We start from the raw sequence: 15,464 nt of genomic DNA, 5'->3' as shown, positions 1-15,464 counted from the left end.
CCGCCGGTCCAGTGACCTCTTCACTCTTCACCGGGCGCTGAATAGCGCCCATGATGACCAGATGTCGCAGGTATCGGTCTTACGCGTCCGTCAACTGCTGCATGCCTGGGTCACTCCGGGCAGCGCGCCACGGGAGCTCCCGCGCCCCGAGCTCCTGCTCGTGTACCGATTGTGGCTGGTCGCGCTGAGCCTGAAGGTCCTCGGCGCGGGCTGGGACGTCTCCTGGCACTTCCGCTGGCTGCGCGACGACCTGGCGCCGCCGCACCTGCTCAACTCGGCGGGTACGGCGCTCGCCGTCGCGCTCGTCGCGTTCCATACCTATACCGGCTACGGGGTCGACCGGCGCGCGCTGCGGCTGATGCAGGTCGGCACCGCGGTCTTCCTGCTCGCCATCCCCCTCGACGTGGTGAACCACCGCGTCTACGGACTGGACATCACGACCTGGAGCCCCACGCACGCGCTGCTCTACCTCGGCACCGCCATCACCCAGGCCGGGGTGATCCTGGGTTGGTCCCGGTACGGACGCCGGCCGGGGTGGACCTACCCCGTCGTGCTCGGCGCACTGTGGGGGTTCGTCCTGGAGAACGTCATGTTCGTGGCCGGACAGCAGGAGTACGGCATCTTCGCGGTGCGCGCCTGGGACGCCGGGCGACCCGAGGCGGAGCCGATCCTGCTGCAGTTCGCCGCCGACCAGATCGGTCGCCCGGTCGACCGGGTCGCACTCGTCCAGTTCGCTCTCCCGGTCCCGGACTGGGTGTACCTGGCCTGGATCATCGGCGCCGCGATGCTGGTGCTCGTCCTGGCCCGGTGGACGGTCGGTCTCCGCTGGACCGCGACCACCGTGACCGCCGCCTACCTCGCCTACCGGTGCGTGTCCTGGGTACTGCTCGCCGGCACCGGGTTCCCACGCTCCGCGGTGCCGTTCCTCCTGCTCGGCGGTGCCGTGATGGTCGACGTCGTGATGTCGGCCGAGCGGCTGCCCCGGCTCGCCAGGCCGTTCGTCGGCTCGATACTGGTGACGGCCGCCGTGTGCGGGGCCGCCTGGCTGCAGGACGTCCTCGCGGTCGCGCCACCACTGGACTTCCGTTCGGCCGCGGCCGCCTCGGCTGTACTGGGCGCACTGTGGATCACGACGGTTCTGATCACCCAGCGTGTCAACTGGCTCGCGCAATCGTCACCCAGCGCTGTCGTCGACGAGTGAGTGATTTGTCCGACATGACAAGCGCGAACGTCAGCCCACCGTGCCGACGGCTCAGGCGTCATGCTGCACAGATGGACGGTAAACTTCGTCACCCAGGATGCATGGAAGCCCCGATCGAGTGACGACAGTCGCCCGAAACAGGCCTAGCTTGCCCGTCACAGGTTACGAACAGTCACATGCTGTGTCATGATCTGCGACGCCCAGACCGACGTTAAGTAGGCATTAAGGTAGTGAGATGAGCACGAACGGCTCGATGCAGAACGTGGGGTGGCCGAACTCGGTGTCACCCGGGATCGGTGCGTTCCGCATCGACGTGCCGTCCGACTGGTCGGCCATCGAGCCGACCGGCGGGCTGATCGCTTTCCTCGCACCGCCCCAGGAGAACTTCCGGGTCAACCTGGTCGTCTTCGGCGAGCGCATCCCCGGCGAGAAGAACCTGGGCGAGCTGGCCGAAGAGGCCCTGCTGGGCGCGGGCGCGACCGACATCGTCGCCATCGGCATGGACGGCGCCGAGACCGACGAGCAGCTGCCCAGCGCCGCCCGCCGCGCCGACCTGATGCTCGAGGGCCGCATGGTCCGCCAGCTGGCGGTGACCACGGAAGGCCCCGACCGCTCGGCGACGGGCGTCCGCAGCGTCTACGCCCTGGTCGGCAGCTGCCTGGTCGACAGAGCAGAGTCGGACGAACAGATCCTGACGGAGATGATCTCCTCCTTCACCGTGACTGCCGGGGTACCCGCGGCTCGGTAGGGGCCGGGTTTACTGCCCGCAGGGGGTGTTGTGGCTGGGTGTGTAGTCCCGGCCTGTCCCGCGCGCCATCGTTCCCGGAAGGCCCTCCGGGCCAACCGAGAACGATCGAGGCGGCTCGCCTGACGGCTCGCTGCCTCGGGATTCTTTCCTCGCGGACCCCTTCGGGGCCCACTCGGAAAAGAACGTCGCCTTCGGCGACGCGCGCGCTTGCTGCCGCGGCCTGGGAGCCGCCACTCATGCACTACCCGCCTTCGGCGGAACCCCTTCGGGCGCCTTGCGGGGCCGGCCTTGAAGCGTGCGTCACCACCTGCCCGGTGCCGGGTGAGGTGGTTGGGCCTGGCCGCGACCGTTTGGGTCAGATCACTCGCAGGACCCGTTCCAGCCACTCTGTGACCGTTCTTGCCAAGGCGTTCAGGTCGCTGTTCAGGGAGTGGTTGCCGGGGAGCATGACCACGTCGCGGTGCTGGCCGGGGGCGGGTTTGCCGAAGGGGTCGTTCTCGCCCTGCACCACCAGGACCGGGACCTGGACCGCGGACAGCTCCGGCAGGCGGTCCTTCTCCGGCTTGCCCGGCGGGTGGACGGGGAACGCCAGGCACAGGACGGCCGCCGCGTCGCCCTCCTCCGCGGTCCGGCATGCCACCCGGGCACCGGAGGAGCGGCCGCCGAACACCGTCGGCAGGCCGTCGAAGACGCTTTTCCCCAGGTACTCGGCCACGGTGAGCCACGCGGCGTCGAGCTGTGTCGCCGGCGCCGGCGCCCGCCTGCCCGCTACCCGGTAGGGCTGTTCCACGAGCGCGACGTGCACGCCGGCACGCTTGGCGGCCTGCGCGGCGGCCACCAGGTCGGGTGCGGTCACGCCGCCGCCCGCACCGTGGCCGAGCAGCAGCGCCGCGCGGCCCTCGGGCGCGCAGTGGACCGCCACCCGTGCCGTGCCGTGCGGGGTGTCGACCTCGTGGGTTGTCATCCGTTCAGATCCAGGGCCAGCGTCTTCTGCTCCTCGACCGGTGCGGCGAGGTCGACCCGTTCCAGCAGCGCCGGCCCCTCGTTGCGCACGTTGTTGACCTTGGACGACACCGGGCGCAGCTCCATCCGGTCGACGACCGAGGTGAGGTCGTCCTCGCTCGGGTGCAGCAGCGCGGCGAGCTCGTCGGCGTCCGGCCCCAGGTCGGGGTTCAGCCAGGTCTCCCAGTGGTCGCTGGGCACCAGCAGCGGCATGCGGTCGTGGATGTCGGTCAGCGGGCCGATCGCGGCTGTGGTCAGCACGGCGGCGGTGACCAGCGGTTCGCCGCCGTCCTTGGGGCGCCAGAACTCCCACAGCCCGGCCATCGCCAGCGACGCACCGTCGGTGCCGGTCACGAAGTAGGGCTGCTTCGCCTTGCCCTCGCGCCGCCACTCGTACCAGCCCTCAGCAGGCAGCAGGCACCGCCGGGACACCACGGCCTTGCGGTAGGCGGGCTTCTCGTCGGCCGTCTCGGAGCGCGCGTTGATCATCCGGTTGCCGATGGACGGGTCTTTCGCCCACGACGGCACGAGACCCCAGCGCATCACCCGGACGCTGCGCACGGTGCGGTTCGGGTCGGCCTTGCCGTCGGAGTCCCGAGGGTGTCTGGCCACGACGGACAGCACCGATTTCGTCGGGGCGACGTTGTAGTCGGCCCCGGGAACCGGGAGCGTGCTCTCCTGTGTCGCGTCCACCGCCTGGAACTCGTCCGCGATGTCCGCCGCCGACTTGGTCGAGGCATACCGGCCGCACATAGCACCAGCCTCCCACAGTCGCGAACAACATTTCTCCCCTCCGTCGCCACCGTTCCACGGCCGGTGCGGGATCATGGGACCGTGCCCGACCGCCTGACCACCCCGCCATGGCCCGCACCGACCGTCTCGACCCCGGTGACCGGGCGGGTCCGCGCGCCCGGTTCGAAGTCCCAGACCAACCGTGCGCTGCTGCTCGCGGCGCTCGCCGACGGCCCGTGCGTCGTGTCCGGCGCGCCTGCCAGCAGGGACACGGCGCTGATGGTCGGAGCGCTGGAGTCACTCGGGATGCGGACGTCCACCGAGGGCGAGCGGATCTCGATCGACCCGGGTGCCGGCCCGCGCGGTGGCGGGACCGTCGACTGCGGCCTGGCCGGGACCGTCATGCGGTTCGTCCCGCCCGCCGCCGCGCTCGCCGAGGGGCCGGTGCGCTTCGACGGCGACCCACGCGCCAGGGAACGTCCCATGGGTCCGGTGCTCGACGCGCTCACCACGTTGGGCGCGACCGTCGAGCTGCACGGCACCGGTTCGACGCTGCCGTTCACCCTGCACGGGTCCGGCGGGCTCGCCGGCGGTGACGTCGTGCTGGACGCCTCCGGCTCGTCGCAGTTCGTGTCCGGGCTGCTGCTGTCCGGCGCCGCCTACGACAAGGGCGTCGCGGTGCACCACGACGGCGAGCCGGTGCCGTCGCTGCCGCACATCGATATGACCGTCCAGATGCTGCGCGCCGCGGGCGTCGAGGTGGACGACAGTGAGGCGGACACCTGGCGGGTGCTGCCCGGGCGGATCGCCGCGCGCGACTGGGAGATCGAGCCGGACCTGTCCAACGCGGCGGTCTTCCTCGCGGCGGCGGCCATCACCGCTGGTCAGGTGACCGTGTTGGGCTGGCCGACCGGGTCGACCCAGCCCGGAGTGGCGATCCTCGACGTGCTGGAGCAGCTCGGCGCGCAGGTCAGGGCGGAGCCGGACGGCATGACCGTGGTCGGCCCCGACCGGCTGCACGGAATCGACGTCGACCTGCACGACGTCGGCGAGCTTGCCCCGACCGTCGCCGCGCTCGCGGCGCTCGCCGACGGCCCGTCCCGGCTGCGCGGGATCGCGCATCTGCGCGGACACGAGACCGACCGGCTCGCCGCGCTGCGCACCGAGCTGAACGAGCTGGGCGGTGAGGTCGTCGAAACCGACGACGGCCTGGACATCCGTCCGCGCGCGCTGCACGGTCGGCCGGACCGGCCGTGGGGCGCCTACGCCGACCACCGGATGGCGACCGCCGGTGCGCTCCTCGGTCTGGTGGTTCCGGGGATCACGGTCGACGACATCGACAGCACGAACAAGACGATCCCGGACTTCCCGGCGCGCTGGGCGGCTCTCGTAGACGGAGACCGGGGCTGAGTTCCCGGCAGTACGACGAGTCCGACGTCCGGGTCCGCCCCGGGCGCCGGGGCTCCCGGCCGCGCACCAAACGGCGACCGGACCACACCGAGGCCGAGGCGGGCATGGTCATCGCCGTCGACCGGGGCCGCTGGACGTGCGTCCCGGACACCGACCAGAACGCCAGGGTCGTGGCCATGCGCGCGCGGGAGCTCGGCAGGACCCCGATCGTCATCGGAGACCGGGTGGGCCTGGTCGGTGACCTTTCCGGCGGACCGGACGCGCTGGCGCGCATCGTGCGGGTCGACGAACGGTCCAGCGTTCTGCGTCGCACCGCCGACGACTCGGACCCCTACGAGCGCATCGTGGTCGCCAACGCCGAACAGCTGGTGATCGTCAGCGCGCTGGCCGACCCACCGCTGAGCGTCGGGTTCGTCGACCGTGCGCTGGTCGCGGCGTACGCGGGCGGGCTGCGTCCGGTTCTGTGCCTGACCAAGGCCGACCTGGTCACCGACCACGACGACGTGACCGCCGCCTGGACGGAGCTGGACCTGCCGGTCGTCGTGACCCGCCACGACGAGCCGCCCGACGCGCTGCGCGAGGTGCTCGGCGGGCGCCTCTCCGCGCTCATCGGGCACTCGGGTGTCGGCAAGTCGACGCTGGTCAACGCGTTGGTCCCGGATGCGGAACGGGCCGTGGGACGGGTCTCCGGCGTCGGCAAGGGCCGGCACACGTCGTCGTCGGCCGTGGCGCTGCCGCTCGTCGACGGCGGGTGGATCGTCGACACACCGGGGATTCGCTCGTTCGGGCTAGCGCACGTGACCACCACCGATGTGGTGACCGCGTTCGCCGATCTGTCCGAAGCGGTCGCGGACTGCCCGCGCGGGTGCGGACATCTCGGTCCTCCGGCGGACCCGGAGTGCGCACTCGACCAGTTGGCGGAGCGGGGCGCGGTCGGTGTCGGCCGGTTGGCGGCATTGCGGCGGGTCCTCGTCGCGCTGGCCGCTCCGTCCTGGACCTGATGATCTCCCCAGATGCGTGCCGGTATCGGGTCCATGATCGTCCGGGACCCAGTACGGTGATCGGCACCCGGGTATGGAGGACACCGATGCATCGACGTATTCCGTTACTCACCGCGCTCGGCTCATTACTGGCTGTGCTCGTCGTGGGCTGCGGTGCAGGTGGTGGTCCGACCACGAGCGCCGACAACGCGCCGCCGAAGCACTACGCGTCGCTCGCGGAGCTGGGCGGTGCGATCACCGCGCGGCAACAGACCGACCGCACGGCCTCGGTCAGCATGAACGGCGCGATCGGCCCGGTCACGCTCAGCGGTGAAGGCGCGGTCCGGTTCGATGCGGGCGGCACGTCGATGCGGTTCAGCCAGGACGCCGAGCAGGACGGCAAGCCGTTGAGCAGCCAGGCCTACGCCATGGTAGCGATCGGTGACCAGGTGTACGCGAAGCCGCCTGCCGGCCCCGGCTGGCCGACCCTGTCCCCCGGCAAACCCTGGCTCAAGGTGTCGGAGAAGTCGACCAACCCGGCGATCGCGCTGCTCGGCCAGCAGGTGCAGAGCATGCTGCAGAGCGTCAGCCCCGCCCAGACGTTCACCAAGCTCGGGCCCGCGCTGACCCTCGTCGACACCGCCGACGAAGCACTCGGCGGCACCCCGACCGCGCGCTACACGATCCGAATGGACCTGGCGAAAGCCGCTCAGCTGCGCACCGACCCGGCGGCCAAGCGTCAGCTGACCGCGGCACTCGCCCAGGGCGTCAAAACGGTGGACAGCACGCTGTGGCTGGACTCCCAGGACCGGATTCTGCGCAGCCAGTCGCAGCAGCCGCTGTCCAACGGCCAGGACGCCTACAACGTCGACTTCCGGTACCACGACTGGGGCCAGCCGGTGGACATCGCGGCACCGCCACCTGCGCAGGTGTCGCAGGGCTGATGCATCGCTGGGTTGCGCTGGTCCTTGCACTGGTGGCGGTCTCGGTCGCGGGGTGCGGCGGCTCCGGCGACGACCCGCCGGAGCCTGATTCGCCGCTGCCCAAGTTCACCACGGTCGCCCAGCTGACCAGGGCGACGTTCGAGCAGCGCAAAGCGGACGGAACCGCCCAGTTCCACATCAGCGGGGTCAGCAGCGGCACTTCGGCCCAGAGCATGACCGGCGACGGGGCACTCAAGTTCGTCGGCGACAACATCGCCATGCGGGTCGGGCAGCAGCTGCAGGAGCTCAACAAGCCGCCGGGCCCGCTGTTCACCCTGGTGATCGTGCCCGACGGGGCGTTCCTCAAGCTGCCGGACAGCGCGTCCGGGATGCTGCCGCCCGGCAAGTCCTGGTTCCGCATCCAGGACAACACCACCAGCCCCGCGATGCAGCAGTTCTCCCAGGCCGTGCAGACGTTACGGCAGAACGCGGACCCCACCCAGGGGTTCAACCAGCTGGGCAACGCCGTCAGCATCACCGAGTCCAGCCAGGAGGCGCTGGACAACGTGTGGACCGTTCGCTACAAGATCAGCCTCGACCTGGCCAAGGCCGCGCAGCTGACCACCGATTTCGACATCAAGGACACGCTGGACTACCTGGTTCAGGCCGGAGCGCGCACCGAGGACACGACGTTGTGGCTGGACGCCCGGAACCGCCTGTTGCGGATGGTTCTGGTGCGGAATCTGCCTACCGACAACGGAGTGACGACGTATACCTTGACGACTCGGTATCGGGATTGGGGGGAGCCTGTGGACATCAGTGCTCCTCCCGCTGAGCAGGTCGTCTCCAACTAGTTGTCGTCCCCGCTAGCTTTTGAGTGTGCTTGGCGTCGTTCCCCGCTGGCTCGTCAGTGTGCTTGGCGTGGCCGCCCGCTCTCAACCCCCGGCTGGCGCCGGCCTCGCGCGGGTTCCTGGTTGCGCTGCCTCGGGGGCGAGGTTTCAGGGTTGACAGCGGGCGGCCACGCCAAGTGCTTAGCCAGGATCGCGGGGAAGGGGCAGGTGTGCGTGCACGCCGTGCCTGGTGGCGGGCCGATGGCGCTTTCTTTGCGCATTGGGCTGCGCCCTCGCGCGATCGGGGCGTCCCAGGAGTCTCTGTGGTCGCTTTTGTCACGCCTCGCAGAGCTACGTGTTGCGTCGCAGATGTTGCAACATGTGCGACGCGACGTGAGCCTCTGCGAAGTCGCCCGGGGCGTTACGTGTGTGACTGGTGGGGTGATCTTGGGCGCCGGGCACGTGCACAAAACCAGCGCGGTGTATCCGGAGACCGTGGGGGCGCGGCGCAGCCGTGACCAACAACAGTGCCGCGCAGCTCCCCCATCCCCGCGAACTGGCCGACAGTGCCTGCGACGCGACATGAGCCTCTGCGAAGTCGCCCCGGTGTTGCTCGTGTGAGAGGTGGGGTGTCGTCGCCACTTTGCACGTCCACGTGCTGGGTCGCACATGTCCGGACGTGTGCGACACAGCACGTAGATGTGCAGAGTCGGCCGCGATGGGGTGGGTGTGACTGGTGAGGTGATCTTGATGTCACCCAGGACACTCCGCGCAGGGAACAAGACCAGGCGCACTCGCACCCGGAGACCGTGAGGGGGCGCGGCGCAGCCGTGACCTACACAAGCGCCGCAGAGCTCCCCTTCCCCCGCGATACTGGCCGGCACTTGGCGTGGCCAGCGGGGATACGGCTGCACTCACCCCAGCACACTGACGAGCCAGCGGGGATACGAGTGCACCCGACACGAGCCACACCGAAAAGGAGGACGCCGAAGCCCGACGCATGTGCTTGGCTGCGGATCGTGAACGACCTACGAGGCAGACCGAGCGAGTCGTTCGGCGCGCTCGCGGTCAGCTCGCGCTCGTTCGACGAGTACCGAGCCATGTTCGCGCTCACCGACGCCGACCTGCGCAGACGCATCCTCGACTGCCCGGCAGGCGCGGCGAGTTTCGTCGCGCGGGCACCCGACGGATACGCCTGCGACCTCGCCTACGCGAACACCCCGGGACCGGCGCTGCTGCGCCATGTCCAGGCCGACAACGAACGGCTCAACCGCTACATCCGGCTCTACCCCGACCAGTACCGCTGGACCTATTTCAGCACCGCCGACCAGCACCGGACCACCCGACGAGCCTCCGCAGAGCGGTTCGCCGACGACCGCGAGGCACGGCCGGGCCGGTACCTGCCGGGCGCGCTCCCGAATCTTCCCTTCGCGGACGGCACGTTCGAGCTCGTGCTCAGCTCGCACTTCCTGTTCACCTACGCCGACCGGTTCGACCGGGACTTCCACCGAGCGGCGCTGCGCGAACTGGTGAGGGTCAGCAGCGCCGAGGTACGGATTTTCCCGCTGGTCCCGATCGCGCTGAACACCCCGTACGCGCATCTCGACCAGCTGCGCGCGGAACTGGCCGAAGACGGCACCCGGACCAGCGTCGTCGACGTCGGCTACGAGTTCCAGGCGGGCGGGAACCAGATGCTGGTCTGCCGCAAGACCTAGAGGTCAAGCAGCTCCAGCATGAACGCCAGTTCGCTGGGGTCGTACCAGGACAGCTCGTGGTCCTCGGCCTCACCGAGCACGAACTCCGCGTCCAGGTTGCCCAGATCCGCCTCGTCCACCACGGCGGCCGCCTGACGTACCGCGTACTCCGCCTCGGGGTCGTCGATGTGTACCGCGGCGACCGCCGAGAACGGGATCTCGCCGGACACCCGGACCGCCGCGTCGTCGAGATCGGGCCTCGGGACCGCGTTCTCGGTGTCCGCCGCGATCACCACCCGCCGCGCCCAGGCCGGTTGGTCGCCGGACAGCTCGATCGCCAGCAACCGCAGGGAGGCGCGCGCCGCGTCGCGCATCGCCACGTACTCGAGCTCCTCGGTGTCGCCCGAGGTGTAGGACTCGCGCAGCGCCGAGGTCAACGCGAACGCCGTCCCGCCGAGCGGGTGCAGGACCTCTTCGGCGACCAGTTTGCGCAGCATCGCCAGGGTCGCCGGCACATAGATTCGCACCGGACGCCTCAGCCCGCCGCGCCGACGAGCTCGTCCAACGACTCGGCGATCATTCCCGCCAGCAGCTCCACGTCACCCATCGCATCCCGGTCCGCGTTGAACCCGTAGTAGACACCCCCGTCGTACGAGGTGAGCCCGATCGACAGTGCCTGCCCCTTGGCGAGCGGAACCACCGGGAACATCTCCAGCATCGTCGCGCCGGCGGCGTAGAGCGGGACCTGCGGACCAGGCACGTTCGTCACCACGAGGTTGAAGATGCGCTTGGAGAAACCGCTGGCGGCCCGCGCACCGAGAGCGTGCAGCGTAGGCGGGGCGAACCCGCCGAGTTTCACCAGGGTCTCCGCGCCGACCGACCGGCCGCTCTCGGCGTGCACCCGCATCTGGTGGGTGATCTGGTGCAGCCGCATGACCGCGCTCGCCTCGCCGACCGGCAGGTCCACCAGGAACGACGACACCCGGTTGCCGGACGTGCCGTCCAGCACCGCGTGATCGGTCGAGTCGGCCCGTACCGACAGCGGCACCATCGCGCGGACCGTGCTCGAACCGGACAGCGGCTCGCCGCGCGACAACAACCAGTTGCGCATCGCGCCGGACACCACCGCGAGCACCACGTCGTTGACCGTGCAGCCATGCCTGGCGCGCACCAGCCGGTAGGAGTCCAGCTTGGTGCGCGCGACCGCGAACCGGCGCTGCGCGGACACCGACACGTTCAGCGGGCTGCCCGGTGCGCGGCTGGTCGCCGTCTTGATCACCGCCGCGACCTGCTCGACCACGTCGACGACCTTGCCCGCGGTCGCGGCGGCGTCGCCGACGGCCGCTCTGGCGTTGTCCATCACCGCGCTCGGTGTGCTCCACGACTCGAAGACCGCGTCGCGCACCAACCGGGCGCGGCTCGGCTCCTTGCGCGGGCGCCACGCCTCGCCGACGTCGGTGCGCGGCGTGGGCGAGACGTCCAGGATCAGCTGTGCGATGTCGATCGCACGCACCCCGTCGACCAGCGCCTGGTGGGTCTTGGTGAGCATCGCGATCCGGCCCGACTCGAGCCCCTCGACCAGGTACATCTCCCACAGTGGGCGGGTGTGGTCGAGCGGGCGCGACATGAGCCGCGCGATCAGGTCGTGCAGCGCCCGGTCGGTGCCCGGCTTCGGCAGCGCGGAGCGGCGGACGTGGTAGCTGAGGTCGAAGTCCTGGTCGTCCACCCACACCGGACGGGCCAGCCCGCCGGGGATGTGGCGCACCTTCTGCCGGTACCGCGGCACCAGTCCGATGCGCTGCTCGATCAGTCGCAGCAGTCTCTCGTAGTCGAACCCGGAACGGGGACGCCGAAAGATCGAGACGGCTCCCACGTGCATCGGGGTGGTGGGCTGCTCGAGGTAGAGGAACGACGCGTCCAACGCCGAGAGGCGATCCGGCATGGCGCGATCCTCGCATATGCAAGGCTCGCACCCGTGTCCCAGCGCAGTCCAAGAGACCAACGCCTCCCCCGAGGTGACCGAACTCCACCCCGTCGGGCCACCGACCGCGTGGGCGAGCCCGCCGGGCGCAGCCCGAAGGACACGTTCATCACGGTGTACGGCCGCAAACCGGTACTCGAAGCGCTGTCCGACCCGACGCTGACCGTCGACAAGGTCATCACGGCGGACAACGCCCGGGGCGGCGGCACGCTGTCGGAGATCCTGAAGGCCGCCAGGGCCAGGGGTGTTCCGGTGCAGCAGGCCACGGCGCACCGGGTGAAGGTGCTCGCCGGCAACGGCCATCACGACCAGGGCGTGCTCGCCGACGTCGTGGCCCAGCGGATGCGTCTGGTGTCGGAGTTCCTCGACGAGCTGCCGGCCGACGAACCCTGCTCGCTGCTGGTGCTGGACGCGGTGACGAACCCGGCCAACGTCGGGATGATTTTGCGCAGCGCCACCGCGGCGGGACTCGACGGGATTCTCGTGCCGAGGCGCGGCGTCCCCGCGATCGATCCGCTGGTCATCAAGGCCTCGGCCGGCGTGGCGTTCCGCGCTCCGGTGCTGCGTGCCGCGACCGCCGCCGAAGGGTGCGCCGCGCTGCGCGCCGCCGGCATCACCGTGCTGGGCCTCGCCGGCGGCGGGTCGGTGTCGCTCACCCGCGACCCGCTTCCGTCGAGGCTCGCGCTGGTTCTCGGCAACGAGACCGAGGGCCTGTCCGACGCGGTCCGGGCCGAACTGGACGGTACGGTCTCGATCCCGATGCGCGGCGGCGTCGAGTCGCTCAACGTGGCCAGCGCGGCGGCTGTCGCGGGCTACGAAATGTTGCGCAGGCGTGAGGGCTAGTCACATGGCACGCTGGCCGCATGGTGGTTCGTCGACTCCCCCGTCCCAGCGAGCTGCGTGAGCTGCTGCGTCCGGCACCGTTCCCACTGGACGGTGTGGAGCGCCGGCTGGCCAGGGTCGCGTCCATCGCCGACCTGCGCCAGCTGGCCAGGCGGCGGGCACCGCGCGCGGTGTTCGACTACACCGACGGCGCGGCGGGGGTCGGCGAGCTGAGCCTGAACCGGGCCAGGGACCTGTATCGCAGGCTGGAGTTCCACCCCTCGGTGCTCAACGACGTGTCCAAGATCAGCACCGAGACGATGATCCTGGGCAAGCCGTCCGCGCAGCCGTTCGGGCTCGCGCCCACCGGGTTCACCCGCATGATGCACACCGAGGGCGAACGAGCGGTCGTCGCGGTCGCCGAGCGGGAGGGCATCCCGTACGGGCTGTCCACGATGGGCACGGTGTCGATCGAGGAGATGGCGGCGGCGGGGCCCGGAGCGCGCAAGTGGTTCCAGCTGTACCTGTGGCGCGACCGAGGCCCGGCCGCCGAGCTGCTGGACCGCGCGACCGCGGCCGGCTACGACACACTCATGCTGACCGTGGACACCCCGGTCGCCGGCTCCAGGCTGCGCGATGTGCGCAACGGCATGACCGTGCCGCCTCGGCTGAGCCTGCGCACGTTCCTCGACGGCGCGATGCATCCGAACTGGTGGTTCGACCTGCTGACCACCGAGCCGCTGACGTTCGCCAGCCTCGCCTCCAGCGACGGCACCGTGGCCGAGCTCATCGACCGTATGTTCGACCCGGCGATCACCATGGACGACGTGGAATGGCTGCGGGGTCGTTGGCCGGGCAAGCTCGTCGCCAAGGGCATCCAGTCGGTGGCCGACGCCGAGCGGGTCGTCGCAGCGGGCGCCGACGGCGTGCTGTTGTCCAGCCACGGCGGTCGTCAGCTGGACCGGGCCCCGATCCCTCTGGAACTCGTACCGGCCGTTCGTGAGGCCGTTGAGGGCCGGGCAGAGGTACTCGTGGACACCGGCATCACCTCCGGCGCCGACATCGTCGCGGCGGTCGCTCAGGGAGCCCACTGCGCGCTGGTCGGCCGCGCCTACCTGTACGGCCTGATGGCGGGCGGCGAGCGCGGTGTGGCGAAGGCCGTGCGCATCCTGTCCGACGAGGTGGCCCGGACCATGGCGCTGCTGGGCGTCACCAGCATCGCCGACCTACGGCCCGGCCACGTGTCGTTCCGGCCCAGCTAGACCCGTCAGTCGAGGGCCCGGCGCAGGAAGCCTCGGATACCCAGCCAGCTCAGCGCGGCGATGGCCAGGACCGTCACCACGGCGCACAGGCCGAACGGCAGGTGCGGCACCTCCGGGACGAGCACGGCGCGGATGCCCTCACTGACGTAGGTCAGCGGGTTGAGCGCGCACAGCACCTGGAACCACTGCTGGGTGTCGAGCGCCCGCCACGGGAACTGCACGGAGCCGGTGAACATCAACGGCGCGAAGATCATCGCGAAGAGCAGGTTGATGCGCTTCGGGGGCATCAGGGTGCCGATGGCGAGCCCCATCGCCCCGCCCAGCAGCGCGCCCAGCGCGGTCATCAGGAACGCCGGCAGCAGTCCCGAGGCCGGCCACGCCACGCCGCTGAGCACGAGCAGCCCGATCGGCACCATGAGCAGCGACGAGATCAGCCCGCGCAGTGCACCGAACACGATCTTCTCGACGCCGACCAGCGGGATCGGGATCGGCGCCAGCAGCCGGTCCTCGATCTCCCTGGTCCAGGCGAAGTCCAGCACCAGCGGGAACGCGACGGCCTGCAGCGCGCCGAAGAAGGCGTTCAGCGCCAGCAGGCCGGGCAGCATGATCTGGCCGTACCCGGCGGAGACGAAACCCGCGCCGCCGAGCACGTGCGCGAAGACGAACAGGAAGAAGAACGGCTGGATCAGGGTCTGCGCCAGGAACGCGCCCAGCTCCTTGCCGGTCACGTGCATGTCGCGGCTGAGCACCGCGAGGAACGCGCCCGTGGTGCTGACCGTGTACTCCGGGGCACTCATCGCAGGTCTCTCCCGGTCAGGTGGATGAAGACGTCCTCGAGGGTGGGCTCGCCGAGCGCCAGGTCGATGACCGTCGCGCCGCGCGCGGACAACGCGGTCACCACCGGTCCGGCCAGCGCGGCGGGCTCGGCCGCCAGGTAGACGCGCAGCCGCAGCGCACCCGCGAGAGCGGGGCTCTCGGTGACGACCGCGCCCGTGGCCGGTGCATGGGCCGGCATCTCGGGGGCGCCGAGCGGCTCGACCCGCTCCACGCCCGGCAGCTGGGACAGCGCGGAGACCAGCACGTCGGACGGCACACCCTCGGTCCGGACGCCCGCGTCGAGCGTCGCGCTCCCGGGCAGCGAACGCACCAGCGCGGCCGGGCTGTCCAGCGCCAGGATCGTGCCGTGGTCGACGACCGCGACCCGGTCGGACAGCTTCGCCGCCTCATCCATGTCGTGCGTCGTGAGCACCACGGTCACGCCCTCGTCGCGCAGCGCGCGCACCCGGTCGTGCACGAACAGCCTGGCCTGCGGGTCCAGCCCGGTCGACGGCTCGTCGAGGAACAGCACGCTCGGCCGGTGCATCAGGCCCCTGGCGATCATCAGCCGCTGCGACTGTCCGCCGGAGAGGTTGTCGACGCTCTCCTTCGCCTTGCTCGCCAGCCCCATGCGGTCGAGCAGCTCGTCGGCGCGCGCGACGCGGTCGGCCCGCGACAGACCGTGATAGGCGGCGTGGAAGATGAGGTTGTTACGGGTGGTGAGCGAGCGGTCCAGGTTCACCCGCTGCGGCACGACGCCCAGGTGCCCGCGCACCGCGACCGAGTCACGGACGACGTCGAGGCCGGCGACCAACGCACGTCCGGACGTCGGCAGGACCCGGGTGGTGAGCACGCCGACGGTGGTGGTCTTACCAGCGCCGTTGGGTCCGAGGAGACCGAACACCTCGCCCCGCTTCACCGCGAACGACAGTCCGTCGACGGCGTTGGACGAGGCTTTCGGGTAGCGCTTGACGAGCTCGGACACCTCGACGGCGAACTCGCCGCCCGTTCCACCTCTTGGCAAGATCGCTCCTTACTCTGCGCGACCGACATTGTGCGCCAT

At 70.5% G+C, this 15,464-nt stretch carries 15 protein-coding genes; 9 read left to right on the top strand and 6 right to left on the bottom strand.

Going from position 1 to position 15,464, the window contains the following annotated elements:
* Nucleotides 1-61 precede the first annotated feature (61 nt).
* Together G406_RS50840 and G406_RS0130285 are read left to right on the top strand one after the other, a co-directional pair.
* Nucleotides 62-1,201, top strand: a complete 1,140-nt coding sequence (locus G406_RS50840) for a hypothetical protein (protein ID WP_051342898.1) — start codon at nucleotides 62-64, stop codon at nucleotides 1,199-1,201.
* Between the two features lie 235 nt (nucleotides 1,202-1,436).
* Nucleotides 1,437-1,949 carry a hypothetical protein gene (locus tag G406_RS0130285; RefSeq protein WP_028936698.1) on the top strand — a complete coding sequence of 171 codons (513 nt, stop codon included), beginning with the start codon at nucleotides 1,437-1,439 and terminating at the stop codon, nucleotides 1,947-1,949.
* 355 nt (nucleotides 1,950-2,304) lie between these two features.
* On the opposite strand, the gene G406_RS0130280 is transcribed toward G406_RS0130285, so the two are convergent.
* Nucleotides 2,305-2,913, bottom strand: coding sequence for an alpha/beta hydrolase family protein (locus tag G406_RS0130280; RefSeq protein ID WP_028936697.1), 609 nt, complete (start codon nucleotides 2,911-2,913; stop codon nucleotides 2,305-2,307).
* Entirely contained in the window at nucleotides 2,910-3,704 is a 795-nt protein-coding gene (locus G406_RS0130275; protein WP_028936696.1) for an SOS response-associated peptidase, read from the bottom strand. The genes G406_RS0130280 and G406_RS0130275 overlap by 4 nt, the downstream gene beginning before the upstream one ends.
* Before the next feature lie 81 nt (nucleotides 3,705-3,785).
* Between G406_RS0130275 and aroA the strand changes: the two genes are divergently transcribed.
* The 5 genes from aroA (at nucleotide 3,786) to G406_RS0130250 (ending at nucleotide 9,541) form a co-directional block, all read left to right on the top strand.
* Nucleotides 3,786-5,093 (top strand): 3-phosphoshikimate 1-carboxyvinyltransferase, encoded by a 1,308-nt coding sequence (gene aroA, locus G406_RS0130270; protein ID WP_028936695.1) that lies wholly within the window; start codon nucleotides 3,786-3,788, stop codon nucleotides 5,091-5,093.
* Between the two features lie 104 nt (nucleotides 5,094-5,197).
* Nucleotides 5,198-6,094 carry a ribosome small subunit-dependent GTPase A gene (rsgA, locus tag G406_RS0130265; RefSeq protein WP_425414646.1) on the top strand — a complete coding sequence of 299 codons (897 nt, stop codon included), beginning with the start codon at nucleotides 5,198-5,200 and terminating at the stop codon, nucleotides 6,092-6,094.
* 86 nt (nucleotides 6,095-6,180) lie between these two features.
* Nucleotides 6,181-7,017 (top strand): SCO4651 family lipoprotein, encoded by an 837-nt coding sequence (locus tag G406_RS0130260; protein ID WP_156935235.1) that lies wholly within the window; start codon nucleotides 6,181-6,183, stop codon nucleotides 7,015-7,017.
* Nucleotides 7,017-7,850: an SCO4651 family lipoprotein gene (locus G406_RS0130255; RefSeq protein WP_156935234.1), complete on the top strand. Its 834-nt coding sequence runs from the start codon at nucleotides 7,017-7,019 to the stop codon at nucleotides 7,848-7,850. Before G406_RS0130260 ends, G406_RS0130255 begins: the two co-directional genes overlap by 1 nt.
* A gap of 995 nt (nucleotides 7,851-8,845) precedes the next feature.
* Entirely contained in the window at nucleotides 8,846-9,541 is a 696-nt protein-coding gene (locus G406_RS0130250) for a class I SAM-dependent methyltransferase (protein ID WP_028936691.1), read from the top strand.
* On the opposite strand, the gene G406_RS0130245 is transcribed toward G406_RS0130250, so the two are convergent.
* Nucleotides 9,538-10,047 (bottom strand): DUF6912 family protein, encoded by a 510-nt coding sequence (locus tag G406_RS0130245; RefSeq protein ID WP_028936690.1) that lies wholly within the window; start codon nucleotides 10,045-10,047, stop codon nucleotides 9,538-9,540. The genes G406_RS0130250 and G406_RS0130245 overlap by 4 nt on opposite strands.
* A gap of 8 nt (nucleotides 10,048-10,055) precedes the next feature.
* Nucleotides 10,056-11,462 carry a WS/DGAT/MGAT family O-acyltransferase gene (locus G406_RS0130240; RefSeq protein ID WP_028936689.1) on the bottom strand — a complete coding sequence of 469 codons (1,407 nt, stop codon included), beginning with the start codon at nucleotides 11,460-11,462 and terminating at the stop codon, nucleotides 10,056-10,058.
* A gap of 108 nt (nucleotides 11,463-11,570) precedes the next feature.
* Here G406_RS0130240 and G406_RS0130235 point away from each other — a divergent pair, with 108 nt between their 5' ends.
* Both G406_RS0130235 and G406_RS0130230 read left to right on the top strand, forming a co-directional pair.
* Nucleotides 11,571-12,344, top strand: a complete 774-nt coding sequence (locus G406_RS0130235; protein WP_028936688.1) for a TrmH family RNA methyltransferase — start codon at nucleotides 11,571-11,573, stop codon at nucleotides 12,342-12,344.
* A 20-nt stretch (nucleotides 12,345-12,364) separates the two neighbouring features.
* Nucleotides 12,365-13,585: an alpha-hydroxy acid oxidase gene (locus G406_RS0130230; protein WP_028936687.1), complete on the top strand. Its 1,221-nt coding sequence runs from the start codon at nucleotides 12,365-12,367 to the stop codon at nucleotides 13,583-13,585.
* Between the two features lie 5 nt (nucleotides 13,586-13,590).
* Here the strand turns inward: G406_RS0130230 and G406_RS0130225 are convergent, their stop codons facing one another.
* On the bottom strand, nucleotides 13,591-14,382 hold the full coding sequence (locus tag G406_RS0130225) for an ABC transporter permease (protein WP_037079359.1): 792 nt from the start codon (nucleotides 14,380-14,382) through the stop codon (nucleotides 13,591-13,593).
* Entirely contained in the window at nucleotides 14,379-15,425 is a 1,047-nt protein-coding gene (locus G406_RS0130220) for an ABC transporter ATP-binding protein (protein ID WP_245607265.1), read from the bottom strand. The genes G406_RS0130225 and G406_RS0130220 overlap by 4 nt, the downstream gene beginning before the upstream one ends.
* Nucleotides 15,426-15,464: the final 39 nt, after the last annotated feature.

Origin of the sequence: Actinospineispora spinosispora DSM 44797 (assembly GCF_000429025.1) — a bacterium.
In the GTDB taxonomy this organism is placed as follows: Bacteria; Actinomycetota; Actinomycetes; order Mycobacteriales; family Pseudonocardiaceae; genus Pseudonocardia; species Pseudonocardia spinosispora.
This window is presented reverse-complemented; position numbering and strand designations above follow the sequence as displayed.